This window comes from Butyricicoccus sp. AM05-1 (assembly GCF_003474415.1).
In the GTDB taxonomy this organism is placed as follows: domain Bacteria; phylum Bacillota; class Clostridia; order Oscillospirales; family Butyricicoccaceae; genus Agathobaculum; species Agathobaculum butyriciproducens.
On sequence record NZ_QUDG01000006.1, the window covers coordinates 160,427 to 179,725 of the forward strand.

Sequence of the window (19,299 nt, forward strand, 5' to 3'; positions counted from 1 at the left end):
TTCAAAAGTTAGTCTTTGTTAGAGGGGAGCGGAATCTCGATCTCGAACATGTTCTTATCCACCTGCTCGGGTACCGGAATCGGGTACTCTCCGGAGAAGCATGCATCGCAGAAGCCCAGCTTGCAGCCGACTGCGATCTTGCGGCAGGCCTCGAGCGACAGGAAACCGAGCGAATCCACGCCGATGATCTCGCGCATTTCCTCAACCGTGCGGTTGTGGGCGAGAAGCTGGTTGCGCTCCGGAATATCTGTGCCGAAGAAGCAGGGATGACGGAACGGTGGCGCCGAAATTCTCATGTGAACCTCAGCCGCGCCTGCATCGCGCAGCAGCTTTACCAGACGGCCGCAGGTCGTACCGCGGACGATGGAGTCATCGACCATGATCACGCGCTTGCCCTCAATGGCGGTGCGCAGGGCGTTCAGCTTGAGACGCACCGAGCGCTCGCGCTTGTCCTGACCCGGCTGGATAAAGGTGCGGGCGATATAGCGGTTCTTGATGAGACCCACGCCGTACGGAATGCCGGAGAACTTTGCGTAGCCGATCGCTGCCGGAATACCGGAATCCGGTACGCCGATAACCACATCAGCGCCGACCGGATGCTCGATGGACAGATACTTGCCGGCCTCCTGACGGGCCAGTTCAACCGATGCACCGTCGATGATGGAGTCCGGACGGGCAAAGTAAATGTACTCGAATACGCACGCGGAGGACTTGCACTCGATACCGCAGTGCATGGAGCGCAGCTCACCGTTTTCGACAACGCAGACCTCACCGGGCTCTACATCGCGGATGAACTTTGCGCCGAGCGCGTCCAGAGCGCAGGTCTCGGAAGCGAAAATGTAGCAGTCGTTGTCCAGTAGGCCGATACACAGCGGACGGAAGCCGTGCGGGTCGCGTGCCGCGATCAGCTTGCGCGGAGACATAACGACCAGAGAGTAGGCACCCTCAATGCGGTGCATGGTGTTCATAACGGCTTCTTCAATAGAGCCGCACTTGAGGCGTTCCTTAACAATGGTGTATACCAGAACCTCGGTGTCGTTCGAGGAGCGGAAAATGCCGCCGTCCAGCTCGATCTCGCGGCGCAGCTCGCCTGCGTTTACGAGGTTGCCGTTGTGTGCAACCGCGAGATTGCCCTTTACATGGGTGATGGAGATCGGCTGCGCGTTCTCGCGGCGGGTATCGCCGGTGGTGGAGTAGCGCACATGACCGATGGCCATCGAGCCGGGCATGTTGTCCAGGATGTCCTGATTGAACACGGCGCTGACCAGACCGGTGTCCTTATGGCAGTGGATCACGCCGTTTTTGTTTACGGCGATACCGGCAGCCTCCTGACCGCGGTGCTGGAGAGCAAACAGTGCGGTATACGCGTCGTGCGCGGCGGAAATCTCCTTGCCTTCCGGCGCTGCGATACCGAATACACCGCACTCCTCATGCACCTTGTCAAACGGAGTGCTGCTTTTTCTTAAAATACGATATTTCATTCTTCAGCCTTTTCTTGTCCGAATCTTGCCTTGCGGATGGGCTTACTTGCCCATAACGCGCTTCATGATCTCCTGATATGCCTCCTCGACACCGCCCATGTCACGACGGAAGCGGTCCTTATCCAGCTTCTCCTTGGTGGTCTTGTCCCACAGGCGGCAGGTATCCGGAGAGATTTCGTCCGCGAGAACGATCTTGCCGTCCGCAGTCTTGCCGAACTCGAGCTTAAAATCAACGAGGATGACGTTCAGGGTATCGAAGTACTGCTTCATAACCTCGTTTACCTTGAAGGCCATTGCCTTGATGGTCTCGATCTCCTCACGGGTAGCAGCCTTCAGTGCGATCGCGTGGTAAGCGTTCATGAGCGGGTCGCCAAGCTCATCGTTTTTGTAGGAGAACTCGATGGTCGGCTCGTCGAATACGATGCCCTCTTCCACGCCGAAACGCTTCGCAAAGGAACCGGCGGAAATGTTGCGGATGATGACCTCCAGCGGTACAATGGAGACCTTCTTTACCAGGGTCTCGCGCTCGGAGAGCTGCTCAACAAAGTGGGTCGGCACGCCCTGCTGCTCGAGCAGCTGGAACATGTGATTGCTCATTACGTTGTTGATAACGCCCTTGCCGGTGATGGTGCCCTTCTTCTCACCGTTGAATGCGGTTGCATCGTCCTTGTAGTCAACGATTACGAGATTTGCATCGTCGGTAGCAAATACCTTCTTAGCCTTGCCTTCGTACAGCTGTTCTTTCTTTTCCATGTCCAATTCCTCCATTTGTATAAGTAGTGTTAATTTGAAACAATGTTGTTTGCAGGTTGTACATCGAAGCTGCCAATGGGAGCAGCACCAATGCCTTTACCTTGCGGGGATGCGGTATCAGAGATACCTATATAGATTACGCGAACTGAGCGCGAACCTTTTCGTCCTTTGCGGTAACTTCCGCTGCCATATCGGCCTTGAACTGCGCGAGCTTCTGTGCCAGCGCGTCATCCGACAGGGCGATCATCTGTGCTGCGAGGATGGCGGCGTTGTCTGCGCCGTCGATCGCAACGGTTGCCACCGGAATACCCTTGGGCATCTGCACGATGGAGAGCAGGCTGTCCATGCCGCCCATCACGCTGGTGGCCATCGGCACGCCGATTACCGGAAGCGTGGTGTAAGCCGCCAGTACACCGCCGAGGTGTGCGGCCTTGCCTGCCGCCGCGATGATAACGCCGAAGCCTTCGGCTGCCGCGTTCTTCGCCAGCTGCTCGGCAGCTGCCGGGGTGCGGTGCGCGGAGCAGATGCGGACCTCAGTCGGAATATCGAACGATTTCAGACGGTCAACACACTTTTCCATTACCTTGAGATCACTGTCGGATCCCATGACAACGAGAACTTTTTTCATTTGTTATTCCTCCTACAAAAACAAATGAGGGCACGGGTATACCCGTGCCCTATAATCGCTCATTTATGTGCACCGATGCCCGAGAGAATGCACGAATGCCCGAGAACAAAAAACTGTTCAGCTGCAGTCTGGTTCAAAAATACGCTGCCGGTCATGAGTACACCTCTTTCTTAAAACCAACGGTGACGATACATATTTATTTTAGCCAATTTAACTTGTTAATGCAAGTATTTTACCCGCTTTTTTCGGGATTCGTGTAAATGCCCAAAGATAAATTTTACTCCTCTGCACTTTCGTGCAGAACGCCCTTTTTGTAAAGCACCTCTTCCATCTGGTGCACGCGCTCGGTCCACGAGCACTGCGCGCCGTAGGCAAGGCGTTTTTCCGTCCATGCCGGACGTTTTTCCTTGGCAGCGGCATCGCACAGCGGCAGGAACATCTCGGGATTGCGGGCAATGTAGACCACATCCTTGAAATCCTCGACCTGCAGCGGCTCGCGCGTGGAAACGATCGGCTTGCCGGTTGCCAGATATTCGTAGAACTTGAGCGGCGAAACGTCTTTGGAGAGCGCACCGGCACGGAATACGTTCAGGCAGACGTCCATCTGCGCCAGATATGCGGGCAGCTCGGGCTGCGGCACCAGACCGTGGAATACGATGTTCGGGTACTGCTTGAGATTTGTCAGGTCAACACCCGGCAGCGTGCGTCCGATCAGGAAAATCGTCGCGTTCGGACGGCTCTTCGCCAGCTTTTCGATCAGTGCATAGTCGATGCACTCCTGCAGCATACCGACAAAGCCGTAGATCGGATGCGGCAGATCCTTCATGTCCTCCGGGCAGGGAAGGATGTCCTTCTCGGTCTGTACGCGCGAGAAGATCTCGTAAGCCGCGCCGTTCGGGATCATCTGGGTGGTCGGGTTGATCTTTTCCAGTGTCTCTGCCAGACCGACCGCAGTTGCGAATACCTGATCGGCAGGCTTGGCCAGATCGTGCTCCATCTTGTCCACAACCTTGGGATTGATGTGGCCCTTGTATGCGGAATGACGGTCTACACAGTCATATACCAGCTTGGAATGCGGCAGGTGCTCCACAATATCGCACGAGGACGGCGAGTAGCACCACAGCACGGTCTCGTCACCGAAGCCGTGCTCGCGCATCTTTTCGCGGATGAACGCCGCCTGCCGCTTCTGGTTAATTTTGTTGATCCAGCGGAATTTGTTGAAAAACGGCAGTACCGGCGGCAGTGCGTACACAGTGATATTTTCGTGTCCCTCGACTTTTTCGCCGGGCTGCTTGTATTTTTCGATATATGCGGAGGCTTTTTTGTCCTTGAGCGGTGCGATGAGCGACACCGGAGGATCAAAATACAGGATTTCGCTGTTGCGCAGACGGCTCATCACGTTCTGCTTGCGCGTCGGCAGAGGATGGTAGTTCGTTGTCGAAAGACAGACGATGTGGTTCTTCATATCTATATAACCCCTTTAGTGGATTGTTTTATCATATATCGTAGGGCGGGCTGACCTCAGCCCGCCGTGGTTAGCGGTATGCAGATGGTAAAGACGGCGGGGTGAAGGCACCCCGCTCTACGGTTTAGTTTTCGGAAATGTTCAGCAGCTTCGCTGCACCCTTCACATTCTCGGACTCTCTTTCTCTCAGCATTTCGGCTGTGCGGTGCACCTCGTTATCGAGCGCACCGGAGACGCACTCGTCGATGAGGCGGCACAGCGGCTCTGCCTTGACGGACGAAAGCTGCAGGCAGGTGCGGCTGCCGATATATTTCAGGAAGCCGTCCACCTTGATGTCGTAGCTCATGCCGACGACCGGAACGCCCTGACCGGCGGAGAACATCAGCGAATGCAGTCGGATGCCGACCACGGTTTTCATGCGGGAGAGGATGCCGATGGTGACTTCGATGGGCTGTCGGGTACGCACGGCGTGCCACGGGCAGTGCAGCAGCGCGCCGACGCGTTCTGCGGGCATGAGGTCGCTCGGGAACTCGATGGGTACGAAAACCGGCGTCAGACCGTGCTTTTCGTAGGCATAGTTGGCTGCAGCCGCGATTTCGGGCAGAGCCGTGTCCAGACCCTTCCAGTTGCGCAGACCGAAGCCGATATACTTTCCGTTCGGGTCAATGCCGCTCTGCTCGAGGGCGATATTGACGATTTCACGCGGCGCCGGCGTCAGAATGATGGTCGGGTCGGCGGAAACACGGATATCCGGCCGGGTAACGCCCATTTCGGCAAGCAGTGCGCGGGAATTGTCATCGCGCAGCGTGATGCGGTCAACCGATGTATCAATGGTTCTGGCGGCCATCCGGCGGTTGCCCGGACGGTTGATCGGACCGATGCCGCAGCCGTACATCATTACCTTGCAGCCGCGCTTTTTGGCGGCGTACAGCGTGTAGCAGTAGTACCAGATCGAGCGGGTGGACGTAACATCCTGCATGAGCGAGCCGCCGCCGTTGATATACAGCGCGGCATGACGGAACTTGCGCAGGACGGAGAACACATTAAAGGTATAGATGGCGTTCGTGCGGTAGATCAGGCGCGTTTCCTTCGGCCTGCGCGACATAACGCAGATGGTGCGTTCGGGATCGAGCTGGCGCATCTCCTGCACGATGGCCTCGAGGATGGCATCGTCACCGGCGTTGCCGCGTCCGTAAGCACCGCAGATGACAATGCTCTCGCGCTCGTTTTTCGGACGGTGGAACCGTGCCAGAAGGTGACGGTAGTTTTCCATCTGACGTTCGCACATTTTGTCGCGCGAGAAATCGCGGGAGGCTTTTTCGTACAGCGCGTCCGCGAATTTCTGCCGCAGTTCGGCATCGTTGCCCAGACGGACCATATATTCCGCCAGCCGCTTATCGTCCCCGACCGGGAAGATATAGCCGTTTTCGCCGGTGTCGATGAGCTCGGGCATGCCGCCGACATCCGAGCAGATGGTCGCGCAGCCGGCACAAACGCCCTCGAGAATAGAGTACGGGAAAGTTTCGGACACCGAGGACAGCAGGTTGATGTCCATCGCGCGGAAGAACGGCATGACCGGCGATACCCAGCCGCAGAATGTCACGCGCTCGCGCACGCCGAGCTGGTCGCACAGCTTTTTGAGCATATCCTCGTCCTCGCCGTCACCGGCGATGAACAGGCGCAGCTGCGGCGCGGATTTCAGCGCCTCGGCAAAGCCGCGGATGGTGGTCGCAATATCCTTGACGGCGGTCAGACGCGCGGCAATGCCGCACAGCACGTCGCCGTCCTCGATCTCGGCTCCGTAGGTGTCTCGCAGATAGGCAACACGGTCAAATTCGCCCTTCGGACGATCAAAATCCATGCCGTTGTAGATTTTTACAATGCGCTCCGGGTCAAAGCCGCGCTCGATGAGCGTGCGTGCCATACGGTCCGCGACCGGCTGATAGAAGTCGAGAAAGCGCAGGGCAATGGCATTCGCCGTGCCGAGCGTGTACTGCTTGAGCGGACTGCCGAGGTAGTCCAGCCGATAATCCGAGTGCACGGTCGTGACAATCGGCACCTGACGGCTGCGGCGCACCATGGCTCCCATCAGGTTGGCACGGCCGCCGTGGCAGTGAATTATATCGGGCTTGAACGCATCTACCAGGTCGCGCATGGTCCGTGCCGCGCGGAATGGGTTGTGCCGCTCGATCACGCGCACATCAATGCCGCGTTCGCGCGCTTCATCCGCAAACGGACCTGCGCGGAACGAGATGAGCATCACATCGTTATTGCGGTTGAGTCCGGTCACGGTATTCATAATCTGGGTCTTGGCGCCGCCTACATCGCCGCCGCCCATTACATGCATGATTCGCAAAGTCAAATACCTCCACTTGACAAGTATAATCAGTATACCATGAAAACAGGGGGATTGCAAAACTCGGACGCGGTAAATGTCGTCTTTTTCGGCAGTATTTTGGCAAACGAAGTTTGTTTTTTTGCTCAGAACATGGTATACTGATTTTATCTGACGGAAAGTGAGGGTTTTTCTTTTGTCCTCTAAAAATACCATGACGCGCGATGCCATGCTGTTCCTGCCGGCCAAGGTGGTCGAGGGACTGCTCGTCATCGGGTGTTCCTCGCTGTATTCTCACATCTTTGTGGAGGGTGCGGTCAGCGCGTTCAACCTGACCAACACTACGATACAGCTGCTCTACCTCATCCTCGCGGGCTGGATGGCGAACTCCGCCACCCGTTATGTAGGTGAGGAGTACCGCGCCGATGAAGGACGCGGCCTGTTCTCCACGGTTTCTACCATCTATGTGGGATTGTGCGTGCTTGTTGCCATCGGCTGCTGCATTACGGCGGCTGTGACGCAAAGTCCGGTCTATCTGGGCGGCGCGCTGATGTTCTGCACCTACACGGCGTTTCAGGTGCTCAATGCGGCGCTGATTCAGCTCGGCCGCGTCAAAGCGTCCATCCTGTGGTCGCTGACCTCGGCGGTGCTCAAGCTCGCGGTTGCATTCGCGCTTGTCGGCGGCAAGTCGAATTATCCGTCGCCGTTCCCGGCTATCTTTGCCAATACCATTGCGGACGGTGTAGCCACCATCGGTGCGGTGTTTGCGCTCAGCCTGCCGGTTGTTGTGCGGCTGAAATATTTCTCCAAGCCGCTGCTGAACAGGTTCCTCAAATACGGCGTACCGCTGATGGGCGTTTCCATTTCGGTGGCGCTGCTCAACCAGATCGACAAATACCTCGTTGTCGGCTTTTACGGCAACATTCTGTACGCATACTACTCGAATAACAACTCGATCGCGAGCGGTCTGTTCACGATGATCTCGGTCGGCATTATGCGCGGCGTGTATCCTGCCGTGCTGCGCGGCTGGCGTGAGGGCGGCAAAGCCGCGGCAAAGCCGCTGCTCGATCAGGGCGTGCGGCTGTATCTGCTGATCGCTGTGCCTGCTGTTGCGGGTCTGACTGCGGTGGCGCTGCCGCTCAGCCGGTTTCTGTTCCCCGCGAAGTATGCCGCCGGTGCACCGGTCATCGCGTATACTGCGCTTGCCATGCTGTTCATGGGCCTGACCGAGTACGCCAACAAGGCGTATGAGTTGGAGCAGTCCACCGTACACGTTCTGCAGAACAGTGCGATTGCAGCGGTTATCAAGGTGGTTTCGAGTGTCATTCTGCTCAAAACGCTTGGATTTACCGGCGGTGCGCTCGGTTCGGTGGTCGCATTTGCGTCCTACTTTATCATTACCTGTGTGCGCGTGCGCAGCCGATTCCTGTTCCGTGTGGCACCGATCAATCTGGTGCGCATCATCGTTTCGGCGCTGCTGTGCGGCGCGGCGGCCTTCGCGTGCACGCTGCTGCCGGTCGGCAATCTCATGCGCCTTGGCGCGGCTGTCGTGGTCGGCGCAGGCGTTTATGCGGTGTGCATTATCGTCAGCGGTGAGGGCCGCGAGGAAGTACAGGCGGTGCTCCGCAGGCTGAAACGATAAGAAAAATTGTCAAAACAGCGTGGATTTCACTGGTAAAACCTTGTCACGGCAGTAAATCCATGCTACAATAACTCTATCTGAAAATTGTAAACAGAGAGGCGTAATATTATGGAAATGATTCATGAAGCGGGTCAGTACGTTGACACCGTAAAGCGCGTCTGCGAAGCAGTCGGCAGCGAGGTCACGTTCCGCGGCACGGTTCACCGTGTACGCGATATGTCTGACTTTTCTTTTGTTGTAATGCGCGTTGAGCGCGGTTTGATCCAGTGCACCTTCCAGGGTGACGAGATCGGCGGCATCAAGCGTTCGGACATTAAGGACGCAATGGTACTCGAGGTTACCGGTACCGTTCGTGAGGAGCCGCGTGCAGAGCACGGCGTTGAGGTCGTTCTGAGCGCACTGTCCATCCTCGGCAAGCCGTACGACCAGCTGCCGGTACCGCTCGGCAAGAAGTATATGGGTCTGTCCCTCGATGTTGATCTGCCGCTGCGTCCGATCACGCTGCGTCATCCGCGCAAGCAGGCGATCTTCCGCGTACAGGGTGCGATCGCTGACGGCTTTGCACAGTACATGCAGTCGCAGGGCTTCACCCACATCCACACCCCGAAGATTGTAGTTGCAGGCGCTGAGGGCGGCGCAAACCTGTTCAAGCTGGATTACTTTGGCACTCCGGCTTATCTGGCACAGTCCCCGCAGTTCCACAAGCAGTACCTCGCCGGTGCATTCGGCCGTGTATACGAGATCGGCTCGGTTTACCGTGCAGAGCGTCATAATACCTCCCGTCATCTGAACGAGTATATGGGTCTGGACTTCGAGATGGCCTACATTGATTCCATGTACGATGTAATGGCAATGGAGACCGGCATGCTGAAGTCCGTTATGGCTTACGTTAAGGAGCACTGCGCTGAGGAACTCGCTATGCTGAACGCTGAGGTTCCGGAGATCAAGGAAATCCCGACCATCCGCTTCCACGAGGCCAAGCAGATCATGGAGGAGAAGTTCGGTCATAAGTCCAAGAACCGTTACGACCTCAACCCGGACGAAGAAGTGCTGCTGTGCCAGTGGGCAAAGGAGGAGCACGACTCTGATTTCGTATTTGTAACGCACTTCCCGTCTGCAAAGCGTCCGTTCTACGCGAAGGATGATCCGGAGGACCCGAAGCTGGCGCTGTCGTTCGACCTGCTGTTCCGCGGCCTGGAGATCACCACCGGCGGTCAGCGTATCCACGATTATCAGGAGCAGATGGACAAGCTGGCGGCCCGCAAGATGAACGCTGAGCTGTTTGAGTCCTTCACCATGCTGCACAAGTACGGCATGCCGCCGCACGGCGGTCTGGGCATTGGTCTGGAGCGCCTGACCATGCAGCTGCTGGGGCTGAATAACATCCGCGAGGCTTCTATGTTCCCGCGTGATATGAACCGCCTCGAGCCGTAAGGCTCGAGGCTTCGTTCCAAAGGGCTGTGCCCTTTGGAACGAGGGGACACCCTTGACAGGCTTGCGCCTGTAAGGGCTATTGCACCAAAAAGGACTCGGAATTATCGATTCCGGGTCCTTTTTGGTGTTTGCTAAAAATGACACGGCGGCAGAGCCGCCTGTGTCCCTTGGTATGCGCCCGGAGAAGAAAATCTTCACTCCTCACTCTCTTTTCAGCTCTTTACGAGGATTTAACATTTTTTCCTCGGTTGGCTCTTGACGTTCGCGGAAATTTTACGCATAATAAGAATGGACAAAAAGATTTCCGGCTATGCTGTTTCAGCATGGGTCGCCTACCGAAAGGAGATCAGCATAATGAACGAAGAATTAGAGCTGCTTCGCGACAAGAAGGGCTTCATTTGCGATATGGACGGTGTTATCTATCACGGCAACCGTCTGCTGCCCGGTGTACCTGAATTTGTAGACTGGCTGCAGCGTGAAAACAAGAGCTTCCTTTTCCTGACCAACTCCTCCGAGCGTTCGCCGCTTGAGCTGCAGCAGAAGCTGGCCCGCATGGGTCTGGAGATCGGTGAGGAGCATTTCTACACTTCCGCGCTGGCTACCGCGAAGTTCATCGCCAGCCAGAAGCCGCACGCATCCGCGTATGTGATCGGTGCGCCCGGTCTGGTCGGTGCGCTGTACGAGGCGGGCATCGTGATGAACGACGTGGACCCGGATTACGTTATTGCGGGCGAGACCAACACCTACAACTATCAGACCATCCTCAAGGCCGTTGATCTGATCAACAAGGGCGCGCGCCTGATTGCTACCAACTCCGATTTGACCGGTCCGTCCGAGCAGGGCATCATTCCGGCGTGCCGCGCACTGGTTTCTCCGATTGAGCTGGCCACCGGCAAGACGGCATACTATGTCGGCAAGCCGAACCCGCTGATGATGCGTACCGGTCTGCGTCTGCTGGGCGTGCATTCGCACGAGGCGGCTATGATCGGCGACCGCATGGATACCGATATTGTTGCCGGCATCGAAACCGGTCTGGACACCGTTCTGGTGCTCTCCGGCTGCACTACCCGCAAGGATGTGGAGAACTACGCATACCGTCCGCACTTTATTCTGGATGGTGTCGGCTGTATTCCGCCGCAGGCATAAAATTGCTGTCTAAATTGAATAGCACAAAAGCCTTTCCGAAAAATTCGGAAAGGCTTTTTTATTGGATAAAGAATGGACAATTCTATGCTATACTAAATACAGGAAAAGGATAGACCAATGACAGATAGAGAGGGGGCATTCCCATGGCAGGACACATCCTTTTGGCGGAGGACGACAAGGCGTTATCCGCGCTGATGCAGGATTTCTTTCGGGCGGCAGGCGTGGCGGTGACACCGGCGTATGACGGCGAACAGGCGCTCGTGCTGGCACAGGAGCAGCCGTTCGACCTGCTGGTGCTGGACGTGATGATGCCGCACCTGAACGGTCTCGAAGTATGCGAAGCGGTGCGGCAGGAGAGCGACGTTCCGGTTATTTTCGTCACGGCACTTGGGCAGGAGGGTGACACGCTGGCAGGGTTCCGCGCGGGCGCGGACGATTATATCACCAAGCCGTTTTCGTTTCCGGTGCTGGTGGCAAAGGCGCAGGCACTCATGCGGCGGGCCCGCGGGCTGCGGCTGGGCGCGAGTGAGCTCGGCTACGCGAATATCCTGATGGACACCAGCACAGGCACGGTAACGGTGGACGGAAACCCAATAAATCTGCGTCCCAAGGAGGCGAAGATACTCGAGCTGCTGCTGCGCGAACAGGGACGCACGGTGTCGCGCGACCTGCTCATCGAGCGGGTATGGGGCACGGATTTCGACGGGGACGAGCGCATGATCGACCGGCACATTGCCAGTCTGCGTAAAGCGCTTGGAACAGCCTCGCAGCATATCCGTGCGGTGTACGGCAAGGGCTATCGATTGGGGGGATCGACATGAAAAAGCGAATTCACAAAATCGGCATCGCGGCCAGGCTGACCGCGGTTGTGGCGGTGATTCTGGCGGTGTTTCTGGTGCCGTGGGTGTGGCAAGTGGCAAAGCTTGCGCAGGATAAAGCTCGAGAGGAAGCTAATGCCAGCATGAGAGCGAGTACGGGATTGCTGATGAGTGACCTTAAAATCCTGAAAGGTGATGCAGCGCACTACCCGGCAGAAGGCACAGCGGAATACGATCTGCTGCGCGTCAATCTGTGGAGAGATGGTATAGATACGCCCTATTATAATGTAGATACGCCCTATATCATACAGTATTATGATGAAAATCATAAGCGGGTTCTGATTAGATCGCCGCTGATGCTGTACTATTATGCGTCTTCGGCAATGTACTATGGTATTGATTTGAGCGGTTTCTCCGAGCAATCGCTGCGTGAAATGAACGAGGCATTCAATCACGATCACGACCTTGAGCCTATAATTACAGTCTATGGCCGACAAGTCAAGACAGATACACAATTTGTCTTTTTCCCGAATCGAATTCAGATTGCTTATGAGGAATGGACGGCGCAGATGCCGGTTGAGGAAACCAATCAGTTCTGCTCCTACGAAGACGATTACATACGGGGAAAATGGATATTTCGCACGGACGAAGTAATGGAAGGCTACTTTGATGCACTGCGCTATCTGGATACCGAACTGCGGGCGATAGACGGCGAAAACATACCGGACGAGGAGTGGGCGGAGGTACGGGCATCGCAACGATATGTCGGCACGTTTCAGGGGATGCCGTATGATGACGAGGTGCTTCTTGCTACGGCGGCGCTGGTCAATCGAGAAAACGCATACGGTACTTGTTTTCACCTTATGCTGCCTATCACGATTGCGCTGTACTTGATTTTCCTGTTCCTCTTTTATAAAATTGTGCGTCGAATGGTGTCCGACCCACTGGTTGATACGGCAAGAGAAGCCAATAGGGTATCCATTCTTGCATTCGACGAATTCAAACCCGACCTGAAGCGCGGAGATGAAATCGGTGAACTCAACCGTGCGCTGAGCGAAATGGCGGCGACTCTGCACACCCGCTGGGACAGCGAACGCGACCTCGAGGACAAACGCCAGCAGTTTGTGTCGGCGGCAAGCCACGACCTGAAAACGCCGCTGGCGCTCATCGGCGGGTACGCCGAGGCCATCGCGCAGGACATTTCGCCCGAGGAAAACGCGCGCTACCTTGCCGCTATCGAGCAGGAAACGGCGCGGATGAACGGCCTTGTGCGTGAAATGCTGGATTACACCCGTCTGGACCGCACGGACGAGCTGAAAAACCGCAAAACGCTCAATCTGACCGCGCTGGTGCGCGATGTACTGACCGAGTACGCGCCGCTGTTCGAAAAACGCCGCCTGACCGCCGATATTGCGGACGGCGTGCGTATCCGCGGCGACGAAACGCTGCTGCGGCGTGCCGTCGGCTGTCTGCTGGAGAATGCCGCCAAGTATTCGCCGGAAAACGGGCGCGTGTCCGTTCGGCTGACGAACAGCCGCAATCACCTGCTGACCGTCGAAAACGACTGCGAACCCATTCCGGAGACCGAGCTACCGCGCCTGTTCGAGATGTTCTATCGCGGCGATAAGGCGCGCGACCGCGCAGGCGGACACGGACTGGGACTGGCCATTCTGCAGAAAATCCTTGCGCTGCACGGCCTGACCTGCAAAGCGGAAAATATAAAGGGCGGCGTGCGGTTCATCGTCTGCAATAAAGATTAAAAGCTGAAAAAGGGCATAAAATACCCCGCAAGAGATTCTCTTGCGGGGTATGATTTTGCTTACTTTGCGTAATCGATCGCACGCGTTTCGCGTACCATGTTGACCTTGATCTGGCCGGGATAATCCAGCTCGTTCTCGATCTTCTTGGCGATTTCGCGGGCGAGAAGCACCATCTTGTCGTCCGAAACCTTCTCCGGATTGACGATAATGCGAATCTCGCGGCCTGCCTGAATGGCAAACGAACCGGAAACGCCGGGCGTCTCATTGGCGATGCTCTCGAGCTTCTCCAGACGCTTGATATAGTTCTCCAGGTTCTCGCGGCGAGCGCCCGGACGTGCAGCGGAGATGGCATCGGCTGCCTGAACCAGACATGCTACGATGGTCTTAGCCTCTACATCGCCGTGGTGTGCCTCGATGGCGTGGATGATCGGCTGGGATTCCTTGTACTTCTTGGCAAGGTCTACGCCGATCTGAACGTGGCTGCCCTCAACCTCGTGGTCGATGGCCTTGCCGATATCATGCAGCAGGCCTGCGCGGCGTGCCGGAACCGGATCGAGACCCAGTTCGCTGGCCATCATGCCGGCAATGTGAGCCACCTCGATGGAGTGCTGCAGGACGTTCTGACCGTAGCTGGTGCGGTAGCGCAGGCGGCCGAGGATCTTGACCAGCTCGGGGTGAATGCCGTGAATGCCGGTCTCGAAGGTAGCGCGCTCGCCTTCGCTTTTGATGATCTGCTCCACCTCGCGGCGAGCCTTGTCAACCATTTCCTCAATGCGGGCCGGATGGATACGACCGTCAACGATCAGCTTTTCAAGGGCCAGACGTGCGATTTCACGGCGAACCGGATCGAACGAGGACAGGGTGATGGCCTCAGGCGTATCGTCAATGATGAGGTCTACGCCGGTAAGGGTTTCCAGCGTGCGGATATTGCGTCCCTCTCGGCCGATAATGCGGCCCTTCATCTCGTCGTTCGGCAGCGGAACAACCGAAACGGTCGCCTCGGATACCTGATCGGCGGCACAGCGCTGGATTGCGGTCGAGATGATCTCACGGGCAGTCTGCTCGCTCTCGTCCTTCAGGCGCTGATTGATCTCGCGCAGCTTGACGGCTGCATCGTGGGTTGCTTCGTTTTCAATGGACTGGACGAGCATCTCGCGTGCTTCGTCGCGGGTCATGCTGGCAATCTGCTCCAGCTTTTCTACCTGCTCGAGCTTGATGCGCTCGAGTTCTTCCTTTTCCTTCTGGCTTGCGTCCAGCTGGCGGTTAAGGTCATCATTTTTGCGGTCGAGCATGTCGCTCTTCTTGTCCAGTGCTTCCTCGCGCTGAATCAGGCGGCGCTCAAGCTGCTGGGTCTCATTACGGCGTTCCTTCAGCTCGCGGTCGGCTTCGACACGCTGCTTGTGGATTTCGTCCTTTGCCTCGAGTATGGATTCGCGTTTTTTGGTCTCGCCGGCCTTGATCGCTTCGTTGATGATGCGGGTGGCCTCGGTCTCGGCAGAGCCGATCTCTTTTTCCGCAACGCTCTTGCGATACAGGAATCCGATGATTACGCCTACTGCGAGACACACGATACCGGTGATGATCGGTATGATGATGTTGCTCATGTCTGTTGGTGTGTCCTCCTATTTACGAATTTTGGGAGACGGCACAAAACCAAGACAATACCGCAGATCTGCGGTGCTGTTTCTCAATAGAGCGACGGTTCGGCAGAAAACAGGCTGATTCCGCGGTGAAACACGCGCAGCACGCATGAGCACTGCACGAAGAATAAAGGCGGAATACGCCGAAAAAGCGAAGCTTCGCTCGAAAAAATCAGAGTTTTGCGCTGTCAAAAGAAAAATGCGGTTCCGATAGAAATAAAGCTATCGGTTCAATCAGATAATGCCTTTGAAAAAAGCCGTGCTCACCATTGGCACCGGCTCTGTTACAGCAGGTATTATACTATGTTTAATTGTAAAGCCTATTCGTCAAACTGTCAAGAAAAAGACAAGCTGACATACGCGGTTTTTGGTGTTTTTTGAAAACGGCCGGTATGCGCTCTTGTGAACGGCAGGGTGATTTGCTATAATAATTCTGTATTCCCTCATGGAAGAGACGAGGAGGAACGATTATGAACGAGTCTATGTGCCGCGTACAGCGCGGTTCTTTCGTATATTATACCTGCCGACGGATTCCGGTGCGGCATGCCTTCACCACCAAATTCGGCGGTGTGAGCACGGGCGCGTGCGAAAGTCTGAATTTAGGCTTCAACCGCGGTGATGAGTTGGAGAATGTGCGCGAAAACTATCGCCTGCTGGGCGAGACGCTCGGCGTGGATGAGACGCGCATGACGCTCACCAAGCAGATCCACGACACGCAGGTGTCGGTCGTGACCGAGGACAAGGTCGGCATGGGGCTGCACCGCCCGATGGAGTGGCAGTCGGACGCGATCGTGACCGCACTCGCGGACACGCCCATCATCGGCTTTTACGCGGACTGCGTTGTCACCTTATTATATGATCCGGCGACGCACACCGCAGGCGTGTGTCATTCCGGCTGGCGCGGCATGGCGGCGGGCATTCTGCCCAAAACCGTGGACGTCATGGCGGAGCAGCTCGGCACTAAGCGAGAAAGCCTTGTTGCGGTGCTCGGTCCGTCCATCCGGCAGGAGTGCTTCGAGACCGATGCGGATGTGCCGGAAGCGATGGAGGAGCTGCTCGGTGTACAGGTGCATCCGTTCATCATGGAGAAAGGTCCGAAATTCCATGTGGACCTGCAGGGCATCGGCGTAAAGCTGCTGCAGGATGCCGGACTTTTGGCGGAAAACGTGATCGACAGCGGCATCTGCACCATGTGTCATTCGGATGAATTCTGGTCGCACCGCGTAACGCACGGCGTGCGCGGCGTGCAGGGCGGCATGATCTGTCTGTAAGCGAAAGGATCAAATGCAATGAAAAGTTGGAAAAAACGTGCGCTGGCGCTGACAATGGCAACTTTGGTCGTGCTCAGCGGCTGCACGTTCCCGTTTGGAAAGGGAAACGACGGCGACGGCGCACCGGTAGACAACGTGGATGTGTCGGACGCGTATTTCGGTCTGGCGTGGTATCGCTCGGGCACAACGCTCAATCCGGTCATGGACGGCACCGAGGTCAACAGCATGCTGCGTGAGGCGCTTTACGAGGGCCTTTTTGAGATAAAAAGCGATTTTACACTCGAAAACGAGCTGTGCGAGGACTATACGAGCGATGGAACCACGTTCAGCTTTACGATAAAAAAGGGCATCAAGTTCTGGTCGGGTGCGGAGCTGACGGCAAGTGATGTTGCCGAAAGTCTCAAGACTGTGCTGGAAAACGAAAGTTCGCCGTATCACAACCGACTGACCGAGGTTTCCTCGATTGAAGAGGTGACCAAGCGCATGGTCCGCATTACGCTTGCGTCGCCGAACGTCAACTTCCCGAAACTGCTGGATATTCCGATCTATCGGGCGGGTACGACTGACGAAGGAGAGTTCGCAGAGGGCACCGGACCGTACAAGCCGGTTCAGAACGGCGCCGCATGGACGCTGGAGGCCAACGAGAACTGGCACGGCGGCTTTCTCGGCACCATTCGGCACATTACGCTGGTCAAAATGACGCGCGCGGATGCGGCGGACACCAGCTTCCGCACCGGCGATGTATCCATCATGCGCAGCGCCCGTATTGCGCCGGACGACCAGAATATCGCATTCACCGGCGAGGTCGATACCGTTCCAGTGAGCAGTGCTATGCTGCATTATATCGGTTTGAATTACAATAACAGCCAGTTCACAAATGCAAAAGTGCGGCAGGCGCTTTCTATGGCGATCAGCCGTCAGGGTCTGTGTGCAACCCAGCTGCAGGATTATGCCGATCCGGCGGTGCTGCCGATCAATCCGCAGCCGGCGGACACCGGCGTGTCGTACAGCCTGTCGGCGGATTTGATGACTGCGGCACAGCTGCTGCGCGAGGCGGCACAGGAGGGTGCGGCTTCGGCAGGCGGCAGCGACGGCAATACCGATTCTTCGGACGGAGATTCGGATTCTACGGACAATTCCGATGATGATTCGGACACTTCTTCGGACTCTTCCGAGGAGGACGGCTACTACGACGAGGACGGCGACTTTATCTATTATACGAGCGGCCGGGCAGGCGATACCGATTACAAGGTGGATTTTCTGACCGTGCGCACGTCGAAAAACCGAACCGATTCGACGGTTTCGGACGGGGAAGTTGTGCTTCTGGACAATGAAAACACGGATTCCGGCGATTCGACCGACTCTGCGGACAATTCCGGCTCGACCGATACCACAGTAACCGATACGATAGTGACAGACGCGGCGACCGTGCAGCTTTCGTTCCGTCTGCTCGTCAACTCGGACAACGCGTTTAAGGTAGCGGCGGCAAAACAGGTCGCGGCTTCGTGGAATTCGCTGAACGGCGTCAATGTCACGGTGGATGAGGAGCCGTATGATACCTATGTTTCCATGCTGCAGAGCGGCTCGTTCGACGCGTACTACGGCGAAACCCAGCTGACGCCGGACTTCGATCTGCGCCCGCTGCTGTCTCCGCAGGGCGGACTGAACTATGGATCGTACTCGAGTGAGGACATGAGCAATGCCATCACGGCGTACCGCAGCGGCGAGAATACGGAGGGTCTGTACACGACATTTCTGAACGAAATGCCGCTCATTCCGCTGGCATTTGAGCGGCAGCAGGTTGTGCTCAGAAGCGGTCTGATCAATCATTTCAATCCGGCACCGTATAACGCATTCGCAGGACAGGAGAACTGGGTCAAGCCGTAACCGTCTGTTTTCGCTGAAAAGGAGAATATCATGCAGGAAAATCACAGAATGCAGGGGCATTTGTTCGGCGCGTTCAGCGTGCTTGTCTGGGGTACGACATTTGTCTCAACGAAAGTACTGCTGCGCGCCTTCACGCCGCTGGAGATTATGGTGGCGCGGTTCACGCTCGGCTTTCTGGCACTGCTCATCGTGGGCAAGGGTCTCATGCGCCCGCAGAAACGGTGGCATGAGGGATTGTTTGCACTGGCCGGTCTTTCGGGCGTTACGCTGTACTTTTTGATGGAAAATATTGCGCTGACGTACATTTCCGCGTCGCTGGTCGGTGTTATCGTAGCGGCAGCGCCGCTGTTTACCGCGCTGATCGCAGCGGTCGTGCTGCACGAAAAACTCAGCAAATGGTTCTTTTTCGGCTTTGTTTGTGCGATGGCGGGTGTCGCGCTCGTGTCGCTCGCGGGCGTCAGTGAGCTGCATTTCAGCCCGATTGGCGCACTGCTCGGCGTAGGCGCGGCTCTGGTCTGGGGTGTGTACTCGGTGCTCGTGCGCCAGCTTGGTCACATGGGCTACCGTACCATTCCGCTTACCTGCCGCATTTTTGGATACGGTTTGCTATTTTTGCTCGTTCCTGCGGTGATTGAAGGGTTTCCGTCCGGTTTGAGCGTGTGGACGCAGCCGGTTCATCTGGCAAATCTGCTGTTTCTGGGCCTTTGTGCGTCTGCAACGTGCTTTGTGACGTGGAATCGCGCAGTTTTCCTGCTCGGTCCGGTGAAAACCAGCGTGTACATTTATGCAACGCCGGTTATTACAATAGTAAGCTCAGCGTTGATTCTGCACGAAACCATGACGCCGATCATGTGGCTGGGCACGGTTTTGGCGCTCGGCGGTCTGATTTTGTCCGAACATCGGGAGAAAGAGAAAACGACGGCATGAGCCGCCGTTTTTTGTTTGCAGCAAAATTTTTTGCAAAAAACGAAAAAAGTATTTGACAAATGCTCTCGGATTTGGTATTCTATTAAAGCTGTCTCTCAGAGACAGGCGCAAA

Annotated in this window: 14 protein-coding genes; 8 read left to right on the plus strand and 6 right to left on the minus strand. The window is 56.3% G+C overall.

Translation table 11 applies throughout. The annotated features are described in order from the left end of the window. Positions 1-8 precede the first annotated feature (8 nt). The 5 genes from purF to csaB all read right to left on the minus strand — a co-directional run bounded on the left by purF (position 9) and on the right by csaB (position 6,674). The gene (purF, locus tag DW088_RS10220) at positions 9-1,481 is read right to left on the minus strand and encodes an amidophosphoribosyltransferase (RefSeq protein WP_118360633.1); all 1,473 of its coding nucleotides are present in this window, start codon (positions 1,479-1,481) and stop codon (positions 9-11) included. A gap of 42 nt (positions 1,482-1,523) precedes the next feature. Next, positions 1,524-2,234: a phosphoribosylaminoimidazolesuccinocarboxamide synthase gene (gene purC / locus DW088_RS10225; protein ID WP_110435883.1), complete on the minus strand. Its 711-nt coding sequence runs from the start codon at positions 2,232-2,234 to the stop codon at positions 1,524-1,526. Positions 2,235-2,370: 136 nt separating this feature from the next. After that, entirely contained in the window at positions 2,371-2,862 is a 492-nt protein-coding gene (gene purE / locus DW088_RS10230) for a 5-(carboxyamino)imidazole ribonucleotide mutase (protein ID WP_110435884.1), read from the minus strand. 277 nt (positions 2,863-3,139) lie between these two features. Then, positions 3,140-4,327 carry a glycosyltransferase gene (locus DW088_RS10235; RefSeq protein ID WP_118360634.1) on the minus strand — a complete coding sequence of 396 codons (1,188 nt, stop codon included), beginning with the start codon at positions 4,325-4,327 and terminating at the stop codon, positions 3,140-3,142. A 124-nt stretch (positions 4,328-4,451) separates the two neighbouring features. Then, positions 4,452-6,674: a polysaccharide pyruvyl transferase CsaB gene (gene csaB / locus DW088_RS10240; RefSeq protein ID WP_243029880.1), complete on the minus strand. Its 2,223-nt coding sequence runs from the start codon at positions 6,672-6,674 to the stop codon at positions 4,452-4,454. A gap of 184 nt (positions 6,675-6,858) precedes the next feature. On the opposite strand from csaB, the gene DW088_RS10245 reads away from it, so the two are divergent. The 5 genes from DW088_RS10245 to DW088_RS10265 all read left to right on the plus strand — a co-directional run bounded on the left by DW088_RS10245 (position 6,859) and on the right by DW088_RS10265 (position 13,462). After that, positions 6,859-8,304 (plus strand): lipopolysaccharide biosynthesis protein, encoded by a 1,446-nt coding sequence (locus tag DW088_RS10245; RefSeq protein WP_147356562.1) that lies wholly within the window; start codon positions 6,859-6,861, stop codon positions 8,302-8,304. Positions 8,305-8,412: 108 nt separating this feature from the next. After that, positions 8,413-9,738 (plus strand): aspartate--tRNA(Asn) ligase, encoded by a 1,326-nt coding sequence (gene aspS / locus DW088_RS10250; RefSeq protein ID WP_118360637.1) that lies wholly within the window; start codon positions 8,413-8,415, stop codon positions 9,736-9,738. A 354-nt stretch (positions 9,739-10,092) separates the two neighbouring features. Beyond that, positions 10,093-10,884 carry an HAD-IIA family hydrolase gene (locus tag DW088_RS10255; protein ID WP_118360638.1) on the plus strand — a complete coding sequence of 264 codons (792 nt, stop codon included), beginning with the start codon at positions 10,093-10,095 and terminating at the stop codon, positions 10,882-10,884. Positions 10,885-11,027: 143 nt separating this feature from the next. Continuing rightward, positions 11,028-11,705 (plus strand): response regulator transcription factor, encoded by a 678-nt coding sequence (locus tag DW088_RS10260; RefSeq protein ID WP_118360639.1) that lies wholly within the window; start codon positions 11,028-11,030, stop codon positions 11,703-11,705. Continuing rightward, the gene (locus tag DW088_RS10265) at positions 11,702-13,462 is read left to right on the plus strand and encodes a sensor histidine kinase (protein WP_118360640.1); all 1,761 of its coding nucleotides are present in this window, start codon (positions 11,702-11,704) and stop codon (positions 13,460-13,462) included. Before DW088_RS10260 ends, DW088_RS10265 begins: the two co-directional genes overlap by 4 nt. A 59-nt stretch (positions 13,463-13,521) precedes the next feature. Here DW088_RS10265 and rny read toward each other — a convergent pair whose 3' ends face one another. Further along, positions 13,522-15,066 carry a ribonuclease Y gene (gene rny / locus DW088_RS10270; protein WP_110435892.1) on the minus strand — a complete coding sequence of 515 codons (1,545 nt, stop codon included), beginning with the start codon at positions 15,064-15,066 and terminating at the stop codon, positions 13,522-13,524. 506 nt (positions 15,067-15,572) lie between these two features. On the opposite strand from rny, the gene DW088_RS10275 reads away from it, so the two are divergent. The 3 genes from DW088_RS10275 to DW088_RS10285 are packed head-to-tail and all read left to right on the plus strand — an operon-like array spanning position 15,573 to position 19,187. Then, on the plus strand, positions 15,573-16,373 hold the full coding sequence (locus DW088_RS10275; RefSeq protein ID WP_118360641.1) for a polyphenol oxidase family protein: 801 nt from the start codon (positions 15,573-15,575) through the stop codon (positions 16,371-16,373). 18 nt (positions 16,374-16,391) lie between these two features. Continuing rightward, a complete protein-coding gene (locus tag DW088_RS10280) occupies positions 16,392-18,260 on the plus strand; it encodes an ABC transporter substrate-binding protein (protein ID WP_118360642.1) in 1,869 nt (622 codons plus the stop codon). Between the two features lie 30 nt (positions 18,261-18,290). Next, complete coding sequence (locus DW088_RS10285) at positions 18,291-19,187, plus strand: DMT family transporter (protein WP_118360643.1); 897 nt, start codon at positions 18,291-18,293, stop codon at positions 19,185-19,187. The last annotated feature ends 112 nt before the right edge of the window (positions 19,188-19,299 follow it).

Excerpts from the sequence above, each read along its gene's own strand:
- purF (WP_118360633.1), bottom strand. The coding sequence starts at position 1,481 with ATGAAATATCGTATTTTAAGAAAAAGCAGCACTCCGTTTGACAAGGTG.
- purC (WP_110435883.1), bottom strand. The coding sequence starts at position 2,234 with ATGGAAAAGAAAGAACAGCTGTACGAAGGCAAGGCTAAGAAGGTATTT.
- purE (WP_110435884.1), bottom strand. The coding sequence starts at position 2,862 with ATGAAAAAAGTTCTCGTTGTCATGGGATCCGACAGTGATCTCAAGGTA.
- DW088_RS10235 (WP_118360634.1), bottom strand. The coding sequence starts at position 4,327 with ATGAAGAACCACATCGTCTGTCTTTCGACAACGAACTACCATCCTCTG.
- csaB (WP_243029880.1), bottom strand. The coding sequence starts at position 6,674 with ATGCATGTAATGGGCGGCGGCGATGTAGGCGGCGCCAAGACCCAGATT.
- aspS (WP_118360637.1), top strand. The coding sequence starts at position 8,413 with ATGGAAATGATTCATGAAGCGGGTCAGTACGTTGACACCGTAAAGCGC.
- DW088_RS10255 (WP_118360638.1), top strand. The coding sequence starts at position 10,093 with ATGAACGAAGAATTAGAGCTGCTTCGCGACAAGAAGGGCTTCATTTGC.
- DW088_RS10260 (WP_118360639.1), top strand. The coding sequence starts at position 11,028 with ATGGCAGGACACATCCTTTTGGCGGAGGACGACAAGGCGTTATCCGCG.
- DW088_RS10265 (WP_118360640.1), top strand. The coding sequence starts at position 11,702 with ATGAAAAAGCGAATTCACAAAATCGGCATCGCGGCCAGGCTGACCGCG.
- rny (WP_110435892.1), bottom strand. The coding sequence starts at position 15,066 with ATGAGCAACATCATCATACCGATCATCACCGGTATCGTGTGTCTCGCA.
- DW088_RS10275 (WP_118360641.1), top strand. The coding sequence starts at position 15,573 with ATGAACGAGTCTATGTGCCGCGTACAGCGCGGTTCTTTCGTATATTAT.
- DW088_RS10280 (WP_118360642.1), top strand. The coding sequence starts at position 16,392 with ATGAAAAGTTGGAAAAAACGTGCGCTGGCGCTGACAATGGCAACTTTG.
- DW088_RS10285 (WP_118360643.1), top strand. The coding sequence starts at position 18,291 with ATGCAGGAAAATCACAGAATGCAGGGGCATTTGTTCGGCGCGTTCAGC.